Raw genomic sequence first — 20,996 nt, 5'->3', positions numbered from 1 at the left:
TCTGCGTCATGCATTCTGGGCCACCCCGTGTTGGCTTACCTCGATCATGGTAGAAACGCCTCTCCGCGTCGGCGCCGTTGCGGACCCCGGTGCAGCCGTCGTCGGGCGACAGCGTCGCTCCCTCGCGTGCGCCCCGTGTCGCGCGTGGAAGCACACCCAGGCTGGCCGCAACATACTGTGGTAGGCCCACCCCCCGGTTCCGGCTACCGTGGTAGTTGATCGTCAACGACTTGCAGCATAAGCTCTGGCCAACCCGACGTTCAACACGTAAGTAGTTTTCTCATGGCTCCGTGAGCACTACAGTAGCCACGGATGACGCCGGCTGGGAGGATCGCATGGCCACCGCGAATGAGCCGAATGCCACACCGCCCACCCTTCAGGACAAGATCAACGTACTCGTCGAGCTGCCCCTACCGCCTGAGTTCACATCGGACTCTCTGCGATCCCCCGACAGTGTCGGTGAGCGCGTCAGGGCTATCGCCACGGCTGCTGGGATCTCCGAGTCGCTTCTCAACGCACTGCGCCTCGGACAACGCGACAACCCCACCAAGGCGACGATGCAGAAGCTGGCCGACCTCTACAAAGTAGATCCCGCTTACTTCACCGACGGTGCGCTCGGTACCGAGATATACCGCCAGCTTCGACTTTTGCAAACGTTGGCCGAGATCAAGAAAGGCCACACTCCACAGCTGAAGGTCGCTTTCCGTAACCACTTCGAGCTGTCCGACAAGGGTGCCACCACAGCCTTGCAGATGTTGGAGCAGCTACGCGATCTTGAAGCCCAGCACCAGCGGCCGACGTGAACCCGTGACATTTGCGCCAGACCAAGCCGGGCCTAACGACGCTGAGGTCGACCGACTGAGTTGCCCACGCCCGATCGGGGTCTGCACCCGCGTGATGCCGGCGGCATCAGGCTTCCTCTGATAGCGGGAGTATTCCTTGGCATCGGGCCAGGTGCAGGTGCCGGCCGGAACAAGGTGGCTCTGACTCCTCATCGGCAACAAGGCCTCATTAGAGTTCAGACCGGGAATGGGCATGTAGCCCCATCGGGGTGATGCCGGCGGCATCACCCCGATGGGGCTATCGGCCGTTTGTCATGCCTGCCCCTGATGCTCTTGTGGACGGGATAGGGCTTGTCGAAGATGGCGTCCTCGGCCGCTTGGGCGAGGGTGGCTTGGGTGGTGACAGGTATGCCGAAGTTACCGCCGTAGGGTATCGAGCCGAGCCGGCCGTGGCCCGCGTGATGAGGGCTTCACTGGTGGTCAGGGCAGCTTCCAGGGCGCTCGCCGACGAGGTGGGCATTGGGCGGTCGAGTCCGGCCCGGTTAACCACGGTGGTCAGGGCGTCGGCCTGTTCGGTGGTGCCTGCGGAGATGCAGGCGTGCGTGAGTAGGTCGCGGGCGGCGTAGCCGTCGCCGGCGTGGAGGACCGTTCGGATCAGGTGTAGGGCGGTGCTTGTTGCGGCCGGATGATCTAGGCCGCCGATGGCATCGATGATCGATAGTGCTAGGCGGGTACGGAAGACCACCAGTGTGGCGTCGGGTCGGACGTTCTGGTAGCTGCTGATCAGCGCTAGCTGCCCTGTGATTGTCGGTGGGGGGCCGGTGGGCCGGGTGAGTGCGACGAGGCAGGCGGTGACTGCTGCTTCCCACGGTTCGCCGGGTTCGGTTTCGTCGAGTAGGGCTTGGGTTTGGGCTTGTTCCCCGCGGATGGCGTGGGCGATCACGGCGACTTGGCGGCCGTCGAGCATGCGTCGGCCGATGCCGCGGTGGCGGCGGAGTTGGGTTTCGGCGTCGTTCCAGCGGCCTGCGGTGGTGAGGGCGCGGGTGCCGTCGGCGAGTTGGAGGCTCCAGAGCCATTGGGTCAGCTCGCGGTGGGTGTCGGGTGCGCGGGTGAGGGCTGCGGTGGGCACGGTGATGCCGTCGATGACGGTGTCTGTGCGGGTCCGAGTGGCCTGGAAGAGCTGGTCGAGTAGGAGGACGGCGGTGTCGCCGTCACCGTCGCGGATGTGGAGCCGGGCCAGGTTGATCAGCGGTTCGAGGGCGAGTCGGGCACGTCGACTGTCAGCTGGTGGATGTTTCAGCCAGACGCGGGCGTGCCGGTGACACCAGGTACGGGCCAGGTCGGGTTGGGCGCAGTCGGAGGCGATGAGCGCCGCTTGGTTGCAGACGCGGGCGGCCGCGGTGAGATCATGCTCGGTGGCGGCTTGCTCGGCGAGTGCGGTGAGGACCCTGATTCTCGCGGTGAGGGCGGTGCATGGTGGTCGCGACCGGGCGATGAGTGGGAAGCGGCGGGCGACCGGCCCGGTGGGGTCCATCATGGCCGACGGCCAGGGTCCGCATCCACGGCACCGTCCGTTGAGGCCGCGCTTGACCCGCTGTGCCGATCGTGGGCGGGTGTCCCGTCGAACACGACGGTGGTGGCGGTGGTGGCTAGGACGGCTTGTGTGGTGGCGGGAAGCCCGAGCCGGTTCCACGCGAAGATGACGTGGTGGGCGAGGATGTCACGCAGGCCTCGGCGCAGTTGCCCGCTGGCGTTGAGCCGGGCGAGGTCACGGCCGGCGCTCGTGTACCCGGCGAACCACTGGGCTGCCGCAGCCAGGGCCGCGTCCGGGACGGTGAGGGTGGTGGTGTCGACGGTCATCAGGCGCCGCACAGCGGCTTGGAGGTGCGCGTCGTCGGTAGGTGTGGGCGGGTCGCGGTGGGCGGCGACGCGGGCCCAGACGTCGCCTTGTTCGTACCAGTCGAGGCCGGCGGCGCGCAGCATCGTGCTGCACAGCAGCAGCGTCAGCTCGCGTCGTCGCCGGGTGGTGGGCTGGTCGCAGGTGGCGGAGAGATGTGCGAGCAGGTGGCGGCTGTCGTGGTGCCAGAATCGGTGGGCGATGTCCATGGCGTGGGTGCCGCCGAAGGCATGGGTTTCGGGTTCGTAGACGACGTCGATGGCCCCGGTGAGGAGCTGGGCGTGGCACATCGCGTCGAGATGGTTCCGCAGGTAGGTGTGGGCGTCGCTGCTGGTGGGTAGGTAGCGCAGCCGCCAGTGAGCCGCTTTGCGGATGAAGAACCAGCCGGTGAGCAGCCCGCGGTCCTCGGCGGTGGTGAGGACCGGGCAGAGGCGGGTGACGGTGGTGTCTTCGGCGTGTTCGGGGTCGGGGAAGGTGATGGTGATCTGCTGCCAGTGCGCGGGGGCCATGGTCGTCTCCGGGTCAGGCCAGTAGGAGGACGGTGTCCCAGTCGGTGGCGACGGTGCCGGTGCCTACGGTGTGCAGGGCGAGGGCCGCGCCGGCGGCACCGTCGAGTAGTTCCGGGTCGGCGACGGATCCGGCGGACAGTTGCCTGGTGATTTCGTCGGTGAGTCCGGGGAGTTCGTCGGCGAGGTGGTGGGTGCTGGCGTGGGCGGTCATGCGCCAGGCGGCCTGGAGCAGGCCGGCTTTGCCGTGGCACAGGCCGACGTCGGGCAGCAGTGCGCGCTGGGCCGGGTCGCGCAGCGCGTCGAGGATGGCGGCTTCGGCTGCGTGGTGGCGGGTTGTCTCGCCGAGGGCGAGGCCGGCGAGTTGCTGGGCACGGGCGGTCCCGGCGATGCCGTAGCACCACGATGGGCGAGGCCGCTGCGGTGTCTCGATGCGACGGCTGGTCGGGTCGGCGGTGAGGTAGCCGGGCCACCACCAGCCGTTGTCCGTCGGCTGACGCCACTGGTCGGTCCAGGCGCACAGCCGGGCGAGCGCCTCGGGCACGTCGGGTGTGGCGGCGTCGCGGAGGACAGCGAGCGAGAACAGGGCGATTATGGCGCTGATGCCGTGGGCGACGCCGAGGTTGCCGTGTCCGGCCGGGTAGTGGATGGGATCGGCTTCGCCGGTGAGGCCTGCGGCGAGCCACCACGGCGGCACTGCGGCATGCCTGTGGGGGCCAGCGCTGGTTAGGGGTTGGGTGAGCCGGGCCAGGTAGGTGAGCACGTCGCGGGTGAGCGGATCCCCGGGGTGGCGGTGCAGGTGGTAGACCCCGATCCCGGTGAGGCCGTGGATCAGGTCGAACTCGCGCATCGTCAGGGGTTCGCCGCGGTCGATGCGGGTGTGGGCGGCGGCGAGGCGTTGCTCGGTGACGGCGGTGGTCTTGTCGTCGATCGCGGCGCGCACGTTTCGGTAGTGGCTGGTGCCGGCGGCGGCGAGGTGCAGCACGAGGCCGAGGGCGGGGGCGCCGTGGTAGAGGTTCGCGTTGGGGCCCGTGCTGACCGGTTCGGAGGCCGCGAGCGTGAGCCAGGTATGCGCGGTGGCCGGGTCGCCGTGCCCGGTGCGGGCACGTTCGATGTGTAGCAGCGCGATCCCGAGGGCGCCGCCGGCCAGCGACTGCGGCCGTTTCCGTGCCGGCCCGGGGTCTATGACGGTGTGGGGGTCGGTTAGGGCGTCGGCGACCGCGGTGGCGGTGGCTAGGGCGGCCGGGTCGGTGCGGCAGGTCATTGGTGGCTCCGTGATCGGGTGCTCCAGCTCAACGCGGCCGCGCGGGCGAGGTGCAGGCAGACGCGTTCGCTGTCGGGGTGGGGGCCGGCCATGCGGGTGTGGTGCAGGTGCAGCAGGTCAGGCAACAGGACGGCGATGGTGGTGGTGCTGGCGGTGTGCAGCTTGTCGCGGTAGGCGGCCAGGGCGTCGCGGCGGTGCTGCCATGCCGTGAGGATCTGGGCGCCGTCGGGCAGCGCGGCCAGGCTGGTGTGGTCGTGCGGGTCGGCGAGCCGGACGGCCTGTTCGTACATTTCGCGGGCTGGCGCCGGCCGGTGGGTTCGGGTGTGTTCGGTCAGCCACCGCAGTCCAGCGCGGGTGTCGCCGATCGCGGCGAGGGTGAGGTCGAGCAGGCTTGCGGCGGTCATCGCCCGTAGGTCGGGGCCACCGCGTGCTTCCGTAGTGGTGAGCTGGGTGAGCGCGGCGGCTGAGTCGGCGGCGAAGTACGCCTCGGCCGCGGCGAGTGCGGCGGGTCCACCGAATCGGGCGGTTTCGGGATAGTCGGTGTCGGCCTGCATGTGGGCGATCAGGCCGGCGTGGCGCAGCTCTCGCGCCCATCCGGCGATCCGGGGCGCATCGACGGGGCCGGTCAGGCGCAGCCGCAGGTGCGGGTCGGGGTCGCCGTAGCGCAGGAACCACCACCGCACGTCCGCGTCGAGGGTGGCGAGCAGGGTGGGGAGGTGTCGGGTGAGGACAGCGGCCTGCCGGTCCGGGTGGCCGTACAGCTTGAGGTAGAGCCGCCCGGGGTCGCCGGGTAGGTGGCCGTGTGCGCGGACGTCGACGACCGTGTCGGCCCAGCGCGGCGGTGGGATTGGTGTGGTGGTGGCCGCCAGGGGGATCACGATCTCGTGGGCGTGGCCGCCGATCCATCCGGCGCTGCCGCTGGCGGGCGCGGCGCGTAGCAGCGCGGTGTCGGTGCGGGTGAGGTGATCGCGTAGCAGCGCCTGGTGCGCGGGTTCGGTCAGGTCCAGGCTGATGCGCTGGTCGCCGGTGCCGAGGTACACCGTGTGGGGGCAGCGGACCGTCTCGCGCCAGGCCGCCAGGCCGTCGCGCCAGGTGGTCCAGTCGGCGTCGCGTCCAGGAAGGTGTTCTGCGGGGAGGTGCCAGCGGGCCGGGGCGAGGACCGTGCGGCCGTTGCGTACGGCCGGCAGGAACGGTAGGTCGGCGGCGGCGCCCCAGTCGAACACGGTGCAGGGCCGGGCCAGGGCGGTGGATGCCTCGGTGAGGAACCGCACGATCGGCTGCATGTGCCGGGTGGGCTCGACCGCGTTGAGCAGCATCGGCTGCACCACCCGCCGCCGTGACACCGACACCAGGTAGAGGCGCTGCGCGTCGGCGGTGACGGCGACGTCGCGGACGTCGATGTGGTGCGGCTGGTTGTCGTGGTACTCGCCGAGCGGCATCAGATACGGAAGGACCTGCGGGGCGCGGGCGACGTCCTCGGTGATCGTGTACGGGCAGGCGGCCGATACCTGGGTGACCAGCGCGCCGCGGGTCAGGGTGGGGATGGCTGTGTACTGGGCGGCGAAGCGGGCTCGGTTGGCCGGGTCGAGCAGGTCAAGGAATCGGCCGGTGGTGGTGCCGGCGTGTCTCGACACTCCGACGATCGATAGGGCGAAGTCGCCGCGTGTGACCGCTTCGGGACTGCGGGCATGTACGCGCACGGTCAGCTCGGTGCTGGGCTGCACCACGCCCACGGGGTCGGCGCCGGCGAGGTCGGCGATCGTGGCGTCGTCCAACTCGAGTTCATGTTGGCCGGTGAGCGCCGCGTGCTGCGCCAGGGTCAGCAGCCTCCGGTCGCGTCCGGTTAGCGCGGTCGGCGGGGCGGGCGACACGCCGCCGAACCCGGCCGGGTAGCCGAGCCCGACATCCGAATCCACGGCCTCGCTGACCGGGACGATGGCGTGCGGGCCGTAGCGTTCCAGGAACCGGGTGTGCCACGCCTGCCAGCCCCCGGCGACGGGCGGTGCAAGACGGGCGAGCAGCCCGGCGACGCGGGCCGCCTCGTCGGCCACCGCGTGCGGCACGACCACCGTGGCGTCCAGCCGCAGATCCACCATCACCGGGTTGGTGTTCGCGGCCACGCCGGTCAGCGCCTCACCGAGTTCGCGGTGTGCGGCTGCGGTGTCGGCCGGGGCTGCGGTGTCGGCCGGGGCGGCGGTGTGGTGCCAGGCGGCGTAGCCGGTGCGGCGGTGCAGCCGCGTCAGAACCGCCCGCGTCTGGGCCAGGCCGGTGTGGTCGTCGCTGATGCCGTCGGCGTCCCGAAGCACGGCGTCGAGCTGGGCGATGAGGTGGGCCAGCGGGCCGGTGACGGTCATCGCTGGGCGCAGGTTCGTCAGCAGCAGGCGCTGCGTGATCAGCTTCGCGAGCAGCGACTCCACCAGGTCGGGACCGGCGGTGAAGTCGCAGGACAATTTGTGTGCCAGGTCGTCCACGCGGATCGGGTCGCCGGCCAGCGCCAACGCGGACCGGACCGGACCGCTCGCGCGAACGGTCACGTTCACGGGCGTACCGGCACGGGTGCGGCTGGACCGGTGCTCCAGCACCAGGTGCCCGTCACGTTCGATCAGCAGGTTGTTCGCCCGCACCATCAGGTGCGGGCGCACGTGCGGGTCGGCTTCGAGCCGGTCGATGACCGCGGTCAGCCAGGTAGCGCGGATCCGGGCGCCCGGCTGGTGGCCAGCCCCGATACGCGCCGCGCCGACCGCGCCGAGGCGAGCGGGCGCGATGGCGGCGAACAGCCCGTACGGTGTCGCCCGGCCGGTGGCGCGCAGCAGGTACCGCAGGACCGCCAGCACCGCCCGACGGACGTCGCGGTCGTTGACCGGGCTGCCGGCGCAGATCGTACATACCCGGTCGGCGAGCACCGGGCTGGCCTGCTCCAGTGCCGCCGCGAACGGCGGCAGCGTCATGGTGCGCGCGAGCCACGTGCGCCACGCCGCCGGATCATCACGGGTCAGGTCCGGCCAGTGTGCCGGCTGATCCGGCCGGCACACAGCAGCGCGGACCAGAAGCGCGTCCAGGTACCGGTACACGTCGTAGCTCCCTTTCCCAACGTGGAGGTGCCGGGCCGAGGTCGGTGCAGCAACACCGCCCGGCCCGGCACGCTTTCCGGCGGTTTACGGGCAGGTGGTGGAGCAGGCGGACTGGCACGTACTGCCACAGCCGTCGTTGGTCATGTAGATCAGGTTGTCGACGGAGTCACCGGCTTCGACGAAGGTGACGTCGAGGTCCCAGTCCTGCGGTGCGGTCCCTGCCGGGGCTGCGTCCGCGGTGACGGACACGGGGGGTGCAGGCGTGTCAGCGGCTCGGATCGGCACAGGAATCTCCTCCTCGGTTCGGGGGTTGAGGGGTCCTCCGCCCGCCCGCGCGGGCGGGGGTATCAGGGCCAGGTGACTGTGACAGTCCCGTGGCGCTTGGTGGTCGACCAGCCGGTCAGGTGCTTGGTGTCGGCACCGGCCGGCAGGTACTCGATGCGGGCGGCGTCGCGGCGGCGGTAGTCGCGGGCCCAGCGGCGTAGCAGCTCGATGTAGCGGGCCGCGACCGTCTCGGCGTCCGGGCCGTGCGCAATGACGCCCGTCTCGAACCCGCCCGTCTCGGGGCTCTCGCGTTTGGTGCGGTACGCGAAACTGCCGCCCTCGATGAGTGCCGGCACGCCGCGGCGCGCGGAGGCGGCGAAGACGCCCTGCTGCACCATGTTCTCGCTGACGTGCAGCATCGGCACCGGTTTCCGGCCGTGGGTGAGCAGGAACAGCTCCAGTTCGTCCGGCAGGTCGAACGGTGCCCCGGACCACCGCTCGATGCCCGAAGAATGCACCGCCTTGCGCAGCGCCGGCACGTCGAAGTCGGCCAGCTCGCAGGTGTCCAGGCGCAGCGTCACCTCACCGGTGATCGGCACCATCTGATCGGTGGCGGCGCCATTGCCCTGCATCGGCACGAACGCGCCGAGCCGGTACCTGTCACCGACCAGCCGATCGCCGTCACGGTCGAACGCGATCAGCCGGGTGATCCCGGCGAAGCGCAGCGGGACCACGATCCGGCCGTGCTCGGACAGCTGATTCCTCCACGCCGGTGGGCAGTCGTATGCCCCCACCGTCACCATGATCACGTCATACGGTCCGTGCTGCGGCACGCCGTGTTCGGCGTCGGCCTGCACCACCCGCACCTGCTCGTAGCCGGCGGCCCGCAGGTTCCTGGTGGCCCGGGTAACGATCTCCGGGTCGATGTCGACCGTGGTCACCGCCCCCCGATCACCGACCAACTCGGCGATCAACGCCGCGTTGTACCCCGAGCTGCCGATTTCCAGCACGGTCATCGCCGGCTCGATCTGCGCCTGCTCCAGCATCACCGCCTGGATGTGCGCCGCCGACACCACACTCGTCTCCCGGCCGGCGTCGTCGACCTTCGGTGCCAGAGTGGTGTTCGGGTCGTACACCCGCGCTAACGGCTCACCCCCGGCGAACAGGTGCCGCGGCACCGTCGCGAACGCCGCCGCCACCCGATCCGAAACAGCCGGATCGGTGCGCAGCGCATCCACCATGGCCGCCCGCAGCACGGCCGGATCCTGCACCGGGTCTTGTACCGAAGTCATCCACATACCTCGCTTTCCTCTACGGCAGGCGCCGGTCGACGTCCTGTCTGCCCATGTCAACCCCGCCGCCGCCGACGGGGGTAGGTCATACGATCGGGTGGATCGCCCCGCCCGGCACCGGGTCACCGCCCGCTCGCCGTGCCGCCGCCGGCAGGGCCGCGGCAACACACACTGGCAGCCACGGCCGCCGCCGCCGCCGTGCCGCCCAGCCAGCGACGACATGACCGCAACGGTGGGCGCAACGTGCGCCGGGACGGCGCGGTCCCAGCGGCGGAACACGCCGATGCACCAACCGCCGGGACTCCAGCTATCACCCGTTCGCTCGTTCCGACAGCCGAGGCTCACATACCCGAACACAGGCTGTGGGTGATCATGAATTCGACGCTCGGTGACGTGCGGCATGCCGAGAACCGTAGGCGCTGAGACGGTAGTGAATATGAATCCGCGGAATATCGCCGGCGGCGCGCCGGCTATCCGTCCAGATGGAAGCGGTTCGACATGCGCCGCAGCCGCTCGCGGGTTGTGGCGCGTTCGGCGTAGACCATCGACCGTAAGGTAGCCCGCGCGACCGGATGATGGCGCACCAGCTGCGGCGCGATCCGTTCCGCCGCCTCCAGCTCGGCCAACGCCTTGTCTCGGTTGCCGTGCCACAGCCAAGCCCGCGCCAGGTCCATGTGATGGGCGCTCTGCCGCGACTTCGGCAGGGCCGCGATCGTTCCGGCTGGAGTGCGGGCACTCAACGTCAGCGCCCGCGCTTGATCGTGCATCTCCACGGCGACCGACACCGCATGCACGGTGACGTTGCCGGCGGAGAACGTCAGCGAATGCCGATCGAGGACCGGCGGTCCCGTCTCGGCGTCGATGCGCTCACTCGCCGTACGGGCCATCGCGATGTGCTCGCCGGCCCGTGCCGCATCGCCGGCACGTGCCGCCGAGATCGCCGCGCGCAGATGCAGCGTGCCCCACGCCCGGACCGCCAGTGCATCACCGCGCTCGTAGGGACGGTCAAGCCCGGCCAGCGCCTTGCCAGTCAAGGTGAGGCAGTCGGACCAGTCCGCGCTCGCCCACATGTCCCACACCCGCATCCAATCCGCCACTGCGGGCAGAACCGGATCACCGGAGAATCGGGCCGCCCACGCGGCGCGTTCGCACGTCATCGCCACCAGTTCCGGATGCCCCAGCGCGTGAGCCGCGGTATGGCCGAACTTGCACAGCACCGCGTAGACCGCGAATGCTTCCTCGCGCTCGCGCTCGCGCCCGGTGGACACCTCCGCCAACGCACGGGCCTCGCGAAGCAGGTCCGGGAGCGCGTTCAGGATAGCCACGTTCGCCGCGGCGTCGCGTAGCCCGTGCAGCCGCGCAGCCGCGCCCCACAGCAGGCGCGAGGAACGCGGACTGCCGTCAAACACCGGGGTAAGGTCGTAGCGGCGCAGTTCCCGCACGATCGCGGCTGCGGCGACCTGCCACTGATTCTCCACCGGCGACACGGAGTACGGCCGCCCGATCAAGTCATTCGGATGAACGTGCAGCTCAGACGCAAGTTTGTTGATCAGACCAACCCGGTCGATCTCCAGGTGGCCGCGCTCCATCTTGGAAATCCAGCCCTGCGTGCGCTGTAGCGCAGCGGCAAGATCGGCCTGGGTCATACCAAGTCGCAGCCGTGCCCGCTTCACGCGCTGACCGAACTCCTCGGCGTCCTCCAACATCCGCGCACCCCTGACGGTCGTCCGATCGGGCTCGACACTCGTACGGTAGTAGTGCCCGGACCGGGGCGGACGCTGGACCGGCCTGGTACGGCGAAGGACGCCGAGCCCACGATGGGCCGACCCCCCGGCCGACCTCGGCTGATCTCGGCCGCCCGATCGCCTCGCCCCGACGGACACCGCACGGGCACCGAGATCGACGGGGATCACCCCAGCGAAGCCGCCCGACGGTGTCGCGCAAGTGCTCCACCTCAGCAGATACCGGACCGGCGACTCAGGGTGGCCGGCATGTAGGGCTGCGTGCATCGGCTGGTCGGGCTGGCCGTGTCCGACGCCTGACGGGGAGGTGATGCCGGCGGCATCATCGATCATGGGCCCGGATAGGTACGTCACGTGGTCTCCAAGCGTGTGCGAGGCGCCTGCGGAGCCGCCCGCCACAGGCAACATCGCGGGCGACCCCGCCCGGTGAGCCGGCACGCCATTGGGCACGGGGGAGCCCGGGGCGTGCGGCGTCGGGTCTGGGTAGGTGGTGATGCCGGCGACATCACCGAATCGGTGTGGCGGGTTACCGCATGGCGGTGAGGGCGAGGTCACCGCGGCCGGCGTCGACGGCGTCGGTGGTGTCGCGCAGGGCCGGGTCGGGGTGCTGGTCGACGATGCGGCGGAGGTGCCGCCGCAGGTCGTCGATGCCGCTGTAGAGGAACGGCGCTAGGTCCAGCGCGTAGACGAGTCCGCACAGCGCTGTGCACTGCTCGTCGGGTGGTTCGTGGCCGGGCCGGCCGGTGGCTGCCTCGCGGATGCGGGCTCGGGCGCGGATCGCCCAGGCGTGGTGTGCCGCGAGGTGGGTGCTGGTGGAGAGTATGCCCAGGCGGCGTCTGGTGGCGGGGCGGAGCACACCGGCGGCGATCATGTCGTCGCGGACCCACTCGTACAGGTGCAGGTGATCGTGTGCCAGTGCCCGCAGCCAGGTTTGGAGGTGGCTGTGTGGGCCGGCGCGGCGGCGGGTGCGGTTGACTGTGGCCAGGGCGGCGTCGCGGAGGCGGTCGCCTGTGGGCTGGCCGGTGGTGGGGGTGATCACTCCTGGGCGGTGCGCCCATACCCGGGTCTGCGGGTCTGGTGCCCAGCCGATCACGACGTGCCGGGTCAGCCACAGGTCCAGCAGGATCGCTCCGGCGAGTCCCATCGTGAGGGCCTGGCGGTGGATGTGGGGTTGGCCGGTGTCGTCGTTGTGGGCGAGCAGGAACACCTCGGCGCAGAGCGGCAGGCGTGCCATCCGGTCAGGGGTGTGCCGTGTTGTTGGCGCCCAGGCGTGCGGTGTCACGACGGCCCGGCCCGGGAGTGTCAAGTTAACGGCTGATCTTGGTTGTTGAGGTGGTCAGTTGTTGGCCGGGGTGAGCCGGCCTTCGAAGGCGATCTGGAAGGCGTTCAGTGGTGCTTTCCAGCGTATGGTCCAGCGTCGGCGGCCGGCTCCGGTCGGGTCGAGGCTCATCAAGGCCATGTAGACGCACTTGAGTGCGGCCTGCTCGTTCGGGAAGTGGCCACGAGCTCGCACGGCCCTGCGGATACGGGCGTTGACGGACTCGATCGCGTTCGTGGAGCAGATGACCTTGCGGATCTCCACGTCGAAGGCGAGGAACGGCACGAACTCCGCCCACGCGTTCTCCCACAGCTTCACGATCGCCGGATACTTACGGCCCCACGCCTCGGCGAACTCGAGGAACCGCTCGGTGGCGGCGTCCTCGGTCGCCGCGGTGTAGACCGGCCGCAGCGCTTTGGCGATCTTGTCCCAGTCCTGCCGGGCGGCGTAGCGGAACGAGTTGCGCAGCAGGTGCACCACACACGTCTGCACGATCGTGCGCGGCCACACCGTCTCCACCGTCTCCGGCAGTCCCTTGAGCCCGTCACAGACCAGCATCAGCACGTCGGCCACGCCGCGGTTCTTCAACTCGGTGAGCACGTGCAGCCAGTACTTGGCGCCCTCGCCGCCGTCACCGGCCCAGATACCGAGGATGTCGCGGTGGCCGTCGACGGTGACCGCCATCGCGAGGTAGATCGGCCGGTTCGCGACCTGACCGTCCCTGATCTTGACGTTGATGGCGTCGATGAACACGACCGGGTAGACCCGGTCCAGGGGCCGGTTCTGCCACTCGGCCATGCCGTCCATGACCTTGTCGGTGATCGTGGAGATGGTCTGCTTCGACACCTCAGCGCCGTAGACCTCAGCCAGGTGCGCGGCGATCTCGCCGTGGGTCAGGCCCTTGGCCGACAGCGACAGGACCATGTCGTCGACGCCGGTCAGACGCCGCTGCCGCTTACGCACGATCTGCGGCTCGAACGTCCCGGCGGCGTCGCGTGGGACCCGCACCTCGACCGGCCCGACGTCGGTGAGCACCGTCTTGGTCCGGCTGCCGTTACGGGTGTTCCCGCTACCCCGACCCGCCGGGTCGTGCTTGTCGTAGCCGACGTGGTCGGTGATCTCCCCATCCAACGCCGACTCGAGGACCCGCTTCGTCAGCTGCTGCAGCAGCCCACCCTCGCCGGTCAGCTTCAACCCGTCACCACGAGCCCGATCGACCAGCATCGCGATCAACTGCTCATCCGTGACCGCACCCACCGGCTCCACGGCCGGCTGTCCCACGGTGGTCTCGGTCGTCATCTGGCGTCTCTCCCTTGATCGGTCGATCAGCCGTTATTTGTACAGTCCCGTCCCCGGCAGCCCCGGCTCCGTCTTCTGGACGTACCGAATCCGCAGCCGCTGCCGAGCCGCGTCACCGATACCGAGCGCGTCCTCCTGCCGGCGGATCTCGGTCAGCTGCGCGGTCTTCTTGTCCTCGTCAGCCGTCCGGTAGTACCGCTGCTTCTCGTGCAGCAACTCGAAGACCTTCTGCCAATCCTCCGGCCGCCACAACACGCAGTGCGGCATCGTCGACGTCGTCGTCCACCACGCCTGCACAAGCGGATGCCACTTCCCGCGACCGGGAGGCTTCGGCATCAGCGGCGCCCCGTCGAACGGGACCTCCGGAACCTCCCGCCAGTCATCGGCGGCGTTCGGGGTCCTGCCGTGTTTACGCTGCTGCGGCGCAGGCCCAGGCATGATCATCACTCCCATTCCGGGACCTCGTATGGCACTGGCCGCTGCCCATTGCGGGTCACGACCACGGAGACGAACCGCACGCCCGTTGCGGGCCCAGAAGCGGTCCTAGAAAGCGGCGAACAACTCTTTCCGGGCAGTCCCAGCGCGGTCTGTCCGGTCCCGGGACTTGGGAGATAGATCGGTATCAGGGCCTGGGTGACTCCGCCGAGTGTTGGTGGAGATGAGCGTGACGGAACAGCGGTATCGGGCCGCCGTCCAGGACGTGCTTGCCGGGCCGACGGGCAGGGACGTCGCCGACTGGTTCGGAGTCTCGTCAGGCCGTTCATCGCTGGCGTTCCGAGTGACCGGCCAACACCGGCGGTGAGGCCAAGGTGCGGCTTCGTCCGCAGCCTGCGGGACCGACAGCCTGCGGGACCGACTTCGCGACCATGGCGCCTGCCGACGCTGTTGACCGCTCTGGCCGACCGCCGCCAGCAAAGTTTGCCGCGATGTTAACTGGCCGTCGTGGCATAGTTCACAATTGGCTGGAAATGCCGTAACGTTCTGTAGGGATGACGGCATGGGTGATATTGGTGGTGACGACTAAACCTCTCGGGGGCAACTGGGCGTAGGCTCGTAGTATTCTCATTCCTCTAGTTGTTGCCGACACCGACCACCCTGACTCATCACCTCGCGGCCGGCCGTGGCCTACCACGATGAGTAATTGTTACAAAAGTTGTAAGGTCTTGATCAGTGTCTTCCCGTGGTGAAGTATCCGTCCGGGATGAGCTTGATGCGACTTCTATTGATGTCGGATCTCAAACACACAAACACACCATGAAAGGTGGTCTTCTTGACCAATCGAAAGCCGCATTCGCGCCTCCGGGTAGCAGGTAGGTCGATAGCAGCATTGGTTGCAGGTGTTGTATTCGCTGTTAATGCAGCAGCACCCGCTCATGCTAAGGAATCTGACCACGCCGCTGCACTTGCGGCGGCCGAAGTCGCATTGAGGTCCTCGGCCGAAAAGACAGGGCTAAAGGTTAAGTGGGACCTGCTGTCCACGCTTACCACGGAGGAACTCAAGGCGATCCCGGACGCAGTGCCGACCAGCGTCAGCGTGGAGGTCACCTCCGAAAAAGCGGTAGAGAAGCCGGTTGACGTTGATCGGGTTTCGGCTGCCAGCGCCGCAACCTGCAAGACGAATGGGGCCACCATCTACTATTGGGGAGGCTTCACTGACGTCAAGCTGTGGCGCTTCACCGAGACTGTGTACTACTGCTACGACTACGGCAAGCGCACCGTTACCAGCATCGCGACCCCGGAAACCACTGGCTACGTCTACGGACCGGGTCAGGTTGAGGGCTGGAAGTATCGAGGCGTCCGGGGCGTTCCCAACAATATTGCCCACAGGGATTCTTTCGGCATCTCCTATTACACGAGCTACGTTCAAGCGTCGTTTGAGCTCTGCACGCTCCGGTTGAGCTGCATCGCAGAGAGTAATCCTTGGATTAGACTCTACAGCTACCGTGATGGATCGGTGCGTGCCGATAAGGGCGGGATCGTGTAGCTTGCAAGAAGCTAGCACTGGGCTTCGGTCCGAGGCCCAGTGCTAGACTGTTTAACATGGGCGATACGGCAGCTAAATCAAGTTCCACTGGCTCGCAGCGGACATTCTTCCGTGCTCATCTCCTCGTCAGCGCCGCAGCAGCCGGTATCCTCCTTTCCGTAGTTGCTTTCGGGGCACCCGGCGGCGCACTCGCCTCCCTAGCCTTTTTGCTGGTCGCGTATCGGCGTCGAGCACCGAAGTGGCTGAGGTGGAGCTTGATCATAGTCTTCGCCCTGCTGTCAGCCTTCAGTGCGTTGGTGTTCGCAGATCACCTTTCTGCTCGGACTCAGCTCGAATGGTTTTCGGTATCCCATTCCTAATCGAACGGCCGGACAGCGGGCCATCCGCTACACGGCCAACTCACACGTCCATGGGACTGACTTGTCACGCAGGTCCTGAGACCCAACAAGTTCCAGCACGGTCGATGCGGTCCGGACGCTGAACCCGCTGAACTCCACCGCCAGCGTCCTCACCGTGTCGGTGATGGTCCGGCCACCAGCGACCGCTGGAGGCCTTCGCGATCGGTGACAGCGCGGCCGGTGACCTCTACCGTCGGGAACCCCGGCACTTCTCCTGCGGCGGTCAACCAGACGACACGGCTCCCGCGTCACCGCCGTCCGGCGTGTGCTCACCACCCTGCTCGCCCAGGTCATCGGCCTGGTCGGCGTGCAGCTCCGCGATCGCCTGCGCGTACCCGTCACGCACGCCGTCCGCCGTCGCCTCCCGCACCAGCAGATACAACCGCTCCAGCGACTGCGTGGTCGGCGTCGCCTGGACGTGCAGCACCAGGTGGAACGCCTCACCGCCCTTGATCTGGAAGTCACCCTCGATCGACTCCCGCTCAGGCTGGGATGCCCGCCCAAACGACGCCGGCGGCCACGACCGGCCGCGTGTCCGCTCCTCCGACTGACTCACGACCGTCCCTGTCCCTCCCCCGGGCAGGCCCCGGTAGGTTCGCCGCACACACCACCGCGCGTCTCTCACCGGAACGCCGGGTGAACCTCCTCCGGCCGGTACAGCCGCGGGCGCGCCGCGGCACCCTCGGCGCCGGTCTTGGCCATGTGGCAGTTCCGCTTGCTCCGCCCGGCCCGAACATCCCGCCAGGAATGGATCCAGTCCAGGTTCTGCTGCCGATCGTCCCGCCAGTCACCGTTCTTGTGGTCCAGGTCGGTGCCGCCCGGCAGTCCACACGCGTGGCAGATCTGCTGCGGGTTCAGCCGGAGCGCTTCCTCCCGCCGCTCATCCCAGTCGTCCGGCAGCCGCCCACCGCGCGGCGCCAGATTGGAACGGCCGAACGGCTGCCGGTCCGACCCGGCCCGGCCACCCTCCTCGAAGGGGCCCCGAACACGACTCACCACACCGCTCACCCCCGATCGGGCACGAAAAAAGCGGCCCCTGCCCATCCTGGGTAGAAACCGCCAACGTGGAAATAATGAGCGGCCTAAGGGCTGCTGTCAATCAGCTTCGCCGCGAAGTTGCTCGCGTCACGTTTCGCCCCGAACCGGTGGGCCACCACCGACGATGCCCCCGAAACTCACCGACCGGATGAAGCTCCATCACGCGATCCGCACGCCGACCGCTACCCACACCGTCTCAGACATCGATGCGGCTATTACATTGCTGGGCATGGTCCGACCCCGCCACCTCGCCGCCGTCGCCCTCATCGCCGCGCTCGCCGCCTGTAGCGGCAACACACAGGCCACCGCGGACCAATCCCCCACCACCTCGCCGCCAACAGCGCCGTCTCCCACGGCGAGTGCACCGCCCCCGTCCCATCCCTGCCACCGCCCCCGGTGGACGGTGGCAGCTACGACAGCCCACTCCGGCTCGTCAACGCGCTCGTCACACGCGGCATCGCCTGCCTGGACTACGCGGCGGTCACCGATCCGATCGGCGCGGTCGCTTCAGGTAGCTGCCATGTCGCCGACAAGGAGTACATGATCGGCATCTACGAGTCCGCAGCCCAGGCCCGCCAACACCCCAAAGACCTGGCCATACTTCTTGACGGCGTCGCCGAGATGAATCTCGTCCTCGGGAAAAACTGGACGATAACCTGCCCGGACAAGCCCACCTGCCAGGCAGTAGCCGAATCCCTCGGTGGAGAAATCTTCCACCAGGACGCCTGACCCGGTCGGCCACGCCAAGACGCGCGCCGGCCCCGGCTGGTCTGGAACGTCCCGGGGCCATCTGACGCCTGCGTTCCGCAGCTCGGCGTCGATATAGTCCGCAAATCTGGGCTGTGAGCTGGGCAAACGCCGGTGGGCCCGGTGACATGGCGTGTCACTAGGCGGCGGTGTTGTCGCTGGTCAGGCGGTTGTGGGTGTCGCGTCGAAGATCCGGGGTGGCTCGGCGATCTTCAGCTTGGTGAGCAGGGTCTTCTGGGGCTGGGACAGCTTGGTGCGCTGGGCGAACGTGCCGGCGGGGCCGGTGAACACGCCCAGGTGCAGACGGTCGATGTCGGTGCGGATCGCGGTCCAGGTGCGGCCGGTCTCGGTCTCGGCGACGCGGATCAGCAGCAGGGCCAGCCAGCAGAGCAGGATGTGGGCGCGGATGCGGTCCTCGCGGCGGTGGAACACCGGGCGCAGGTCGAGGGTGGTCTTCATGTCGCGCCAGCCGCGTTCGACTTCGAGGAGCTGTTTGTAGCCCAGGGCGATGTCCTCGGCCGACAGTGTCGGGTCGGAGCAGCGCAGCAGGTACTTGCCGTCCAGGCGCTGCTCGGCTTTGACCTTGGCCTGGTCGAGGCGGAGCAGGCCTTTCGGGGTGACGCGCAGGAACCGGTTCAGGCCCGGCTTGGTGGAGATCACGCCGCGTAGTTCGGCGCGTTTGGTGGCCGGCAGCCGGTCGGTGTCGTCGATCAGGTCGGTGAGCTGGGCCAGTAGCCGGGTCCGGACGGCGGCGTCGCGGTCGGCGGCTTCCGGGTTGTAGCAGATGACGAACCGGTCGTCGGTGTCGATGTTGACTTCCTTGACCTGCAGGTTGTCCGCGACGGTGGCGTAGCGGCCCTGCCTGGACAGCGCGGCGTCGGCTTCGGTGGTGCCGGCGCGTAGCTTCTCGCCGAGGATGTAGTGCCCGCCGCCCTGTTGCAGGAAGCGGCGGTTCTCGGCGGAGGCGAAGCCGCGGTCGGCGACCCAGACGATGCGGGCCAGGCTCCACTCGCGCATGTCGGTCTTGACCTGCCGGATCAGGGCCGAGTCGCTGGTGTTGCCGGGCCAGCACCACACGCGGACGGGGATGCCGGTACGGGTGACGGCCATCCCGACCACGACCTGGGGAAGGTCGTCGCGGGAGTCCTTGCTCTTGCCATGGGTGCGGAACCCGGCCTGCTTCACTGCCGCGGGGTCGTCGGCGTCGACCGGTTTGCCCAAGGCGTCGCGCCACAGCGGTTCGTCGGCCTCGTCGAGTTCGAAGTAGGTGCTGGTGGTGTCGAAGAACAGCAGGTCGACCTCAAGGTTGAGCAGGTCGGCGATCTGGTCGTAGACGCCGCGGGTCAACGCGGGCTCGACCTCGATGAGCTGGTCCATCGCCCGATAGCAGGCGTCGTCGGTGACGTGGGGCAGGCCGGGCAGGTGCACGTCCTGGCAGACCCAGTCGGCGGCGGCCAGCTTGCTCGACGGGGCCAGTGCCCGGTTGGCGACCAGCGCGAACAGCACCCGTTCGACGTCGATCTCCCGCCGGGACGAGCCGACCAGCGGCCGCAGGACGGTGTCGATGCGCAGCCGGCGCCACAGCCCATCGAGCAGCCACGCCCCGCCCAGCGGACGGGACTCGACGAACGACAACCCGGCCGGTGAGGCCGCGGCGAGGGCGTCGGCGGGGGCAAGCAGTCGCGACAACGCCTCGACGAGGCGGCGGATCCCGGCGACGTCGAGCTGGTCCTCACGGCCGAACGAGTACAGCACCCGGGTCTTGGACGCCTTCGCGGCCGGGTCCCACTCATTGTGGGCCAGTTGCAGGTAGCGGATCGTCTGCCCGTCGCGGGTCTTACGCGTCGACGCTTTCACGTACACGAGGCACGACCGTACACCGACTATGCGTCAACGCATAGATCAGCAGCTCAGACAAGTTATCCACAGGCAGGCGTGTCACTAGGCGTTTTCGCCGTTCCCACCAGGTCGAAACGTCCTGACCTGCACCTTCACACCGCGACGCCGACTATATCCCGGGTTCCACAGATCAGGTGGCTGGCTAGTCCGCGAAATCGCGGGTTGAGCTGGGGAAACGTGGGTTGGCCCGGTGGCGGGGCGTGTCACTAGGCCGGGGTGTTCGTGCTGGTCAGGAGGTTGCGGGGGTGGCCTCGAAGACACGGCGGGGCTCGGGCAGGCCGAGGGCGGTGAGGATCTTCTTCTGGCCGGTGGTGAGTTCGGTTCGCTGGCGGAAGGAGCCGGCGGGGCCGGTGAAGGTGCCCAGGTGAAGGCGTTGGAGTTCGTCACGGACGGCGGGCCAGGTCTGTCCGGTGCGGGTCTCGGTGATGCGGATGAGCAGCAGGGCGAGCCAGCAGAGCAGGACGTGGGCGCGGATGCGGTCCTCGGCTCGGTGGTAGACCGGCCGCAGGTCGATGATCGATTTGGGTGCGGCTCTGGTGAGGTGCGGCGACACGCTGTGTGGCCTGGGGATGTGTTACTGGTTGTGATGGTGAAAGGGATCCTCCCGCTATGTTCGTCGGTTGCGAGACACGAACATCAGCAAAGAGGGAGCCCGGTGCAAGAGTACGCATCCGAGACGGCGGACGATGCTTTCGCCGGCTCATCCGTGCGGTTCGGCGCGATGGTGGACTTCCTGTCCGGTGAGCATGCGGCGGGGATGACTCACGCCGAACTGGAGGAGCGGCTGCATACCGATGGCATGCGGTTGCTGTGTCAGTTGTTGCAGGACAGTCTGGATCTTCGTGCCAGTCGGGAGGAACGGCTCGACGAGGTGACCGACGCCGATAGCCATCTGCGGGGGTGGGCCGAGCGGGGGCGGCAGCGGACGCTGGCCACCCGGTTCGGTGAGGTGGTGGTGACGCGTATCGCCTACCGGGCGCGGGCGCGGGCCGATCTGAACCCGGCGGACGCGGTGTTGAACCTGCCCGTGGAGAAGCACTCGCATGGACTGCGCCGGTTGGCCGCGGCCGAGGCGGCCCGCGGCTCGTTCACCGACGCGGCGGCCGCGATTGAGCGGGCCACCACGGTGCGTATCGGGAAACGGCAGGTCGAGGCGTTGGCCGCCGCAGCGGCGATAGATGTGGATGCCTTCTACACCGCCCACGCCCCGGACTGGTCGGCCGATGATGATGTGCTGGCGTTGTCCTTCGACGCCAAAGGGGTGGTGATGCGCCCCGACGGGCTCCGCGCGGGCGGGCTTGTAGAGAGATCTGTGTAACGGATTGAGGTGAATATCCGTTATGGCCGGTAGGAGCCGGTCGGCGCAGATAGGACAAGTGTGATGACTATGTCGATGATCAACCCGCAGGACCAGGACCTGGTGGACACCGACGAGCTGCGTGGGTTGCGGGAACGGCTCTCCGCTGACGGGCCGAGGCTGCCCCTGGCCGAGCCG

At 68.6% G+C, this 20,996-nt stretch carries 17 protein-coding genes and 1 pseudogene; 4 read left to right on the top strand and 14 right to left on the bottom strand.

The genetic code is table 11. The annotated features are described in order from the left end of the window. Nucleotides 1–335 precede the first annotated feature (335 nt). Nucleotides 336–803 (top strand): helix-turn-helix domain-containing protein, encoded by a 468-nt coding sequence (locus QTQ03_RS28275; RefSeq protein WP_289281140.1) that lies wholly within the window; start codon nucleotides 336–338, stop codon nucleotides 801–803. 277 nt (nucleotides 804–1,080) lie between these two features. On the opposite strand, the gene QTQ03_RS28270 is transcribed toward QTQ03_RS28275, so the two are convergent. The 10 genes from QTQ03_RS28270 to QTQ03_RS28225 all read right to left on the bottom strand — a co-directional run bounded on the left by QTQ03_RS28270 (nucleotide 1,081) and on the right by QTQ03_RS28225 (nucleotide 13,873). Then, nucleotides 1,081–2,319 carry a hypothetical protein gene (locus QTQ03_RS28270; protein WP_289281073.1) on the bottom strand — a complete coding sequence of 413 codons (1,239 nt, stop codon included), beginning with the start codon at nucleotides 2,317–2,319 and terminating at the stop codon, nucleotides 1,081–1,083. Further along, nucleotides 2,316–3,188, bottom strand: a complete 873-nt coding sequence (locus tag QTQ03_RS28265; RefSeq protein WP_289281072.1) for a thiopeptide-type bacteriocin biosynthesis protein — start codon at nucleotides 3,186–3,188, stop codon at nucleotides 2,316–2,318. Before QTQ03_RS28265 ends, QTQ03_RS28270 begins: the two co-directional genes overlap by 4 nt. A gap of 13 nt (nucleotides 3,189–3,201) precedes the next feature. Beyond that, nucleotides 3,202–4,449, bottom strand: coding sequence for a lanthionine synthetase C family protein (locus QTQ03_RS28260; RefSeq protein WP_289281071.1), 1,248 nt, complete (start codon nucleotides 4,447–4,449; stop codon nucleotides 3,202–3,204). Continuing rightward, entirely contained in the window at nucleotides 4,446–7,520 is a 3,075-nt protein-coding gene (locus QTQ03_RS28255) for a lantibiotic dehydratase (RefSeq protein WP_289281070.1), read from the bottom strand. Before QTQ03_RS28255 ends, QTQ03_RS28260 begins: the two co-directional genes overlap by 4 nt. 84 nt (nucleotides 7,521–7,604) lie before the next feature. Further along, the gene (locus QTQ03_RS28250) at nucleotides 7,605–7,805 is read right to left on the bottom strand and encodes an FxLD family lanthipeptide (RefSeq protein ID WP_289281069.1); all 201 of its coding nucleotides are present in this window, start codon (nucleotides 7,803–7,805) and stop codon (nucleotides 7,605–7,607) included. A 62-nt stretch (nucleotides 7,806–7,867) separates the two neighbouring features. Then, the gene (gene fxlM, locus QTQ03_RS28245; RefSeq protein ID WP_289281068.1) at nucleotides 7,868–9,076 is read right to left on the bottom strand and encodes a methyltransferase, FxLD system; all 1,209 of its coding nucleotides are present in this window, start codon (nucleotides 9,074–9,076) and stop codon (nucleotides 7,868–7,870) included. Between the two features lie 470 nt (nucleotides 9,077–9,546). Beyond that, nucleotides 9,547–10,782 carry a helix-turn-helix domain-containing protein gene (locus tag QTQ03_RS28240; RefSeq protein ID WP_289281067.1) on the bottom strand — a complete coding sequence of 412 codons (1,236 nt, stop codon included), beginning with the start codon at nucleotides 10,780–10,782 and terminating at the stop codon, nucleotides 9,547–9,549. Nucleotides 10,783–11,344: 562 nt separating this feature from the next. Continuing rightward, nucleotides 11,345–12,052 carry a GOLPH3/VPS74 family protein gene (locus tag QTQ03_RS28235; protein WP_289281066.1) on the bottom strand — a complete coding sequence of 236 codons (708 nt, stop codon included), beginning with the start codon at nucleotides 12,050–12,052 and terminating at the stop codon, nucleotides 11,345–11,347. A 102-nt stretch (nucleotides 12,053–12,154) separates the two neighbouring features. Continuing rightward, entirely contained in the window at nucleotides 12,155–13,360 is a 1,206-nt protein-coding gene (locus QTQ03_RS28230; RefSeq protein WP_289280776.1) for an IS256 family transposase, read from the bottom strand. A gap of 108 nt (nucleotides 13,361–13,468) precedes the next feature. Beyond that, entirely contained in the window at nucleotides 13,469–13,873 is a 405-nt protein-coding gene (locus QTQ03_RS28225; RefSeq protein WP_289281065.1) for a phage terminase small subunit, read from the bottom strand. 832 nt (nucleotides 13,874–14,705) lie between these two features. Here QTQ03_RS28225 and QTQ03_RS28220 point away from each other — a divergent pair. Next, the gene (locus tag QTQ03_RS28220; protein WP_289281064.1) at nucleotides 14,706–15,419 is read left to right on the top strand and encodes a hypothetical protein; all 714 of its coding nucleotides are present in this window, start codon (nucleotides 14,706–14,708) and stop codon (nucleotides 15,417–15,419) included. 621 nt (nucleotides 15,420–16,040) lie between these two features. On the opposite strand, the gene QTQ03_RS28215 is transcribed toward QTQ03_RS28220, so the two are convergent. Both QTQ03_RS28215 and QTQ03_RS28210 read right to left on the bottom strand, forming a co-directional pair. Further along, a complete protein-coding gene (locus QTQ03_RS28215; RefSeq protein ID WP_289281063.1) occupies nucleotides 16,041–16,373 on the bottom strand; it encodes a hypothetical protein in 333 nt (110 codons plus the stop codon). A 65-nt stretch (nucleotides 16,374–16,438) separates the two neighbouring features. Continuing rightward, nucleotides 16,439–16,813 carry a hypothetical protein gene (locus tag QTQ03_RS28210; RefSeq protein WP_289281062.1) on the bottom strand — a complete coding sequence of 125 codons (375 nt, stop codon included), beginning with the start codon at nucleotides 16,811–16,813 and terminating at the stop codon, nucleotides 16,439–16,441. A gap of 438 nt (nucleotides 16,814–17,251) precedes the next feature. Between QTQ03_RS28210 and QTQ03_RS28205 the strand changes: the two genes are divergently transcribed. Next, nucleotides 17,252–17,584 carry a hypothetical protein gene (locus QTQ03_RS28205; RefSeq protein WP_289281061.1) on the top strand — a complete coding sequence of 111 codons (333 nt, stop codon included), beginning with the start codon at nucleotides 17,252–17,254 and terminating at the stop codon, nucleotides 17,582–17,584. A gap of 180 nt (nucleotides 17,585–17,764) precedes the next feature. Here the strand turns inward: QTQ03_RS28205 and QTQ03_RS28200 are convergent, their stop codons facing one another. Then, the gene (locus QTQ03_RS28200; protein WP_289281060.1) at nucleotides 17,765–19,465 is read right to left on the bottom strand and encodes an IS1634 family transposase; all 1,701 of its coding nucleotides are present in this window, start codon (nucleotides 19,463–19,465) and stop codon (nucleotides 17,765–17,767) included. A 265-nt stretch (nucleotides 19,466–19,730) separates the two neighbouring features. Beyond that, nucleotides 19,731–20,024, bottom strand: a pseudogene (locus QTQ03_RS28195) (IS1634 family transposase); the annotation flags it as partial. 132 nt (nucleotides 20,025–20,156) lie between these two features. Here QTQ03_RS28195 and QTQ03_RS28190 point away from each other — a divergent pair. Beyond that, the gene (locus tag QTQ03_RS28190; protein ID WP_289281058.1) at nucleotides 20,157–20,819 is read left to right on the top strand and encodes a hypothetical protein; all 663 of its coding nucleotides are present in this window, start codon (nucleotides 20,157–20,159) and stop codon (nucleotides 20,817–20,819) included. Nucleotides 20,820–20,996 lie beyond the last annotated feature (177 nt).

The sequence above is a fragment of the Micromonospora sp. WMMA1363 genome, assembly GCF_030345795.1.
In the GTDB taxonomy this organism is placed as follows: Bacteria; Actinomycetota; Actinomycetes; order Mycobacteriales; family Micromonosporaceae; genus Micromonospora.
The sequence above is the reverse complement of the archived record's forward strand: the minus strand, read 5'-3'. Positions and strand labels throughout refer to the sequence as shown.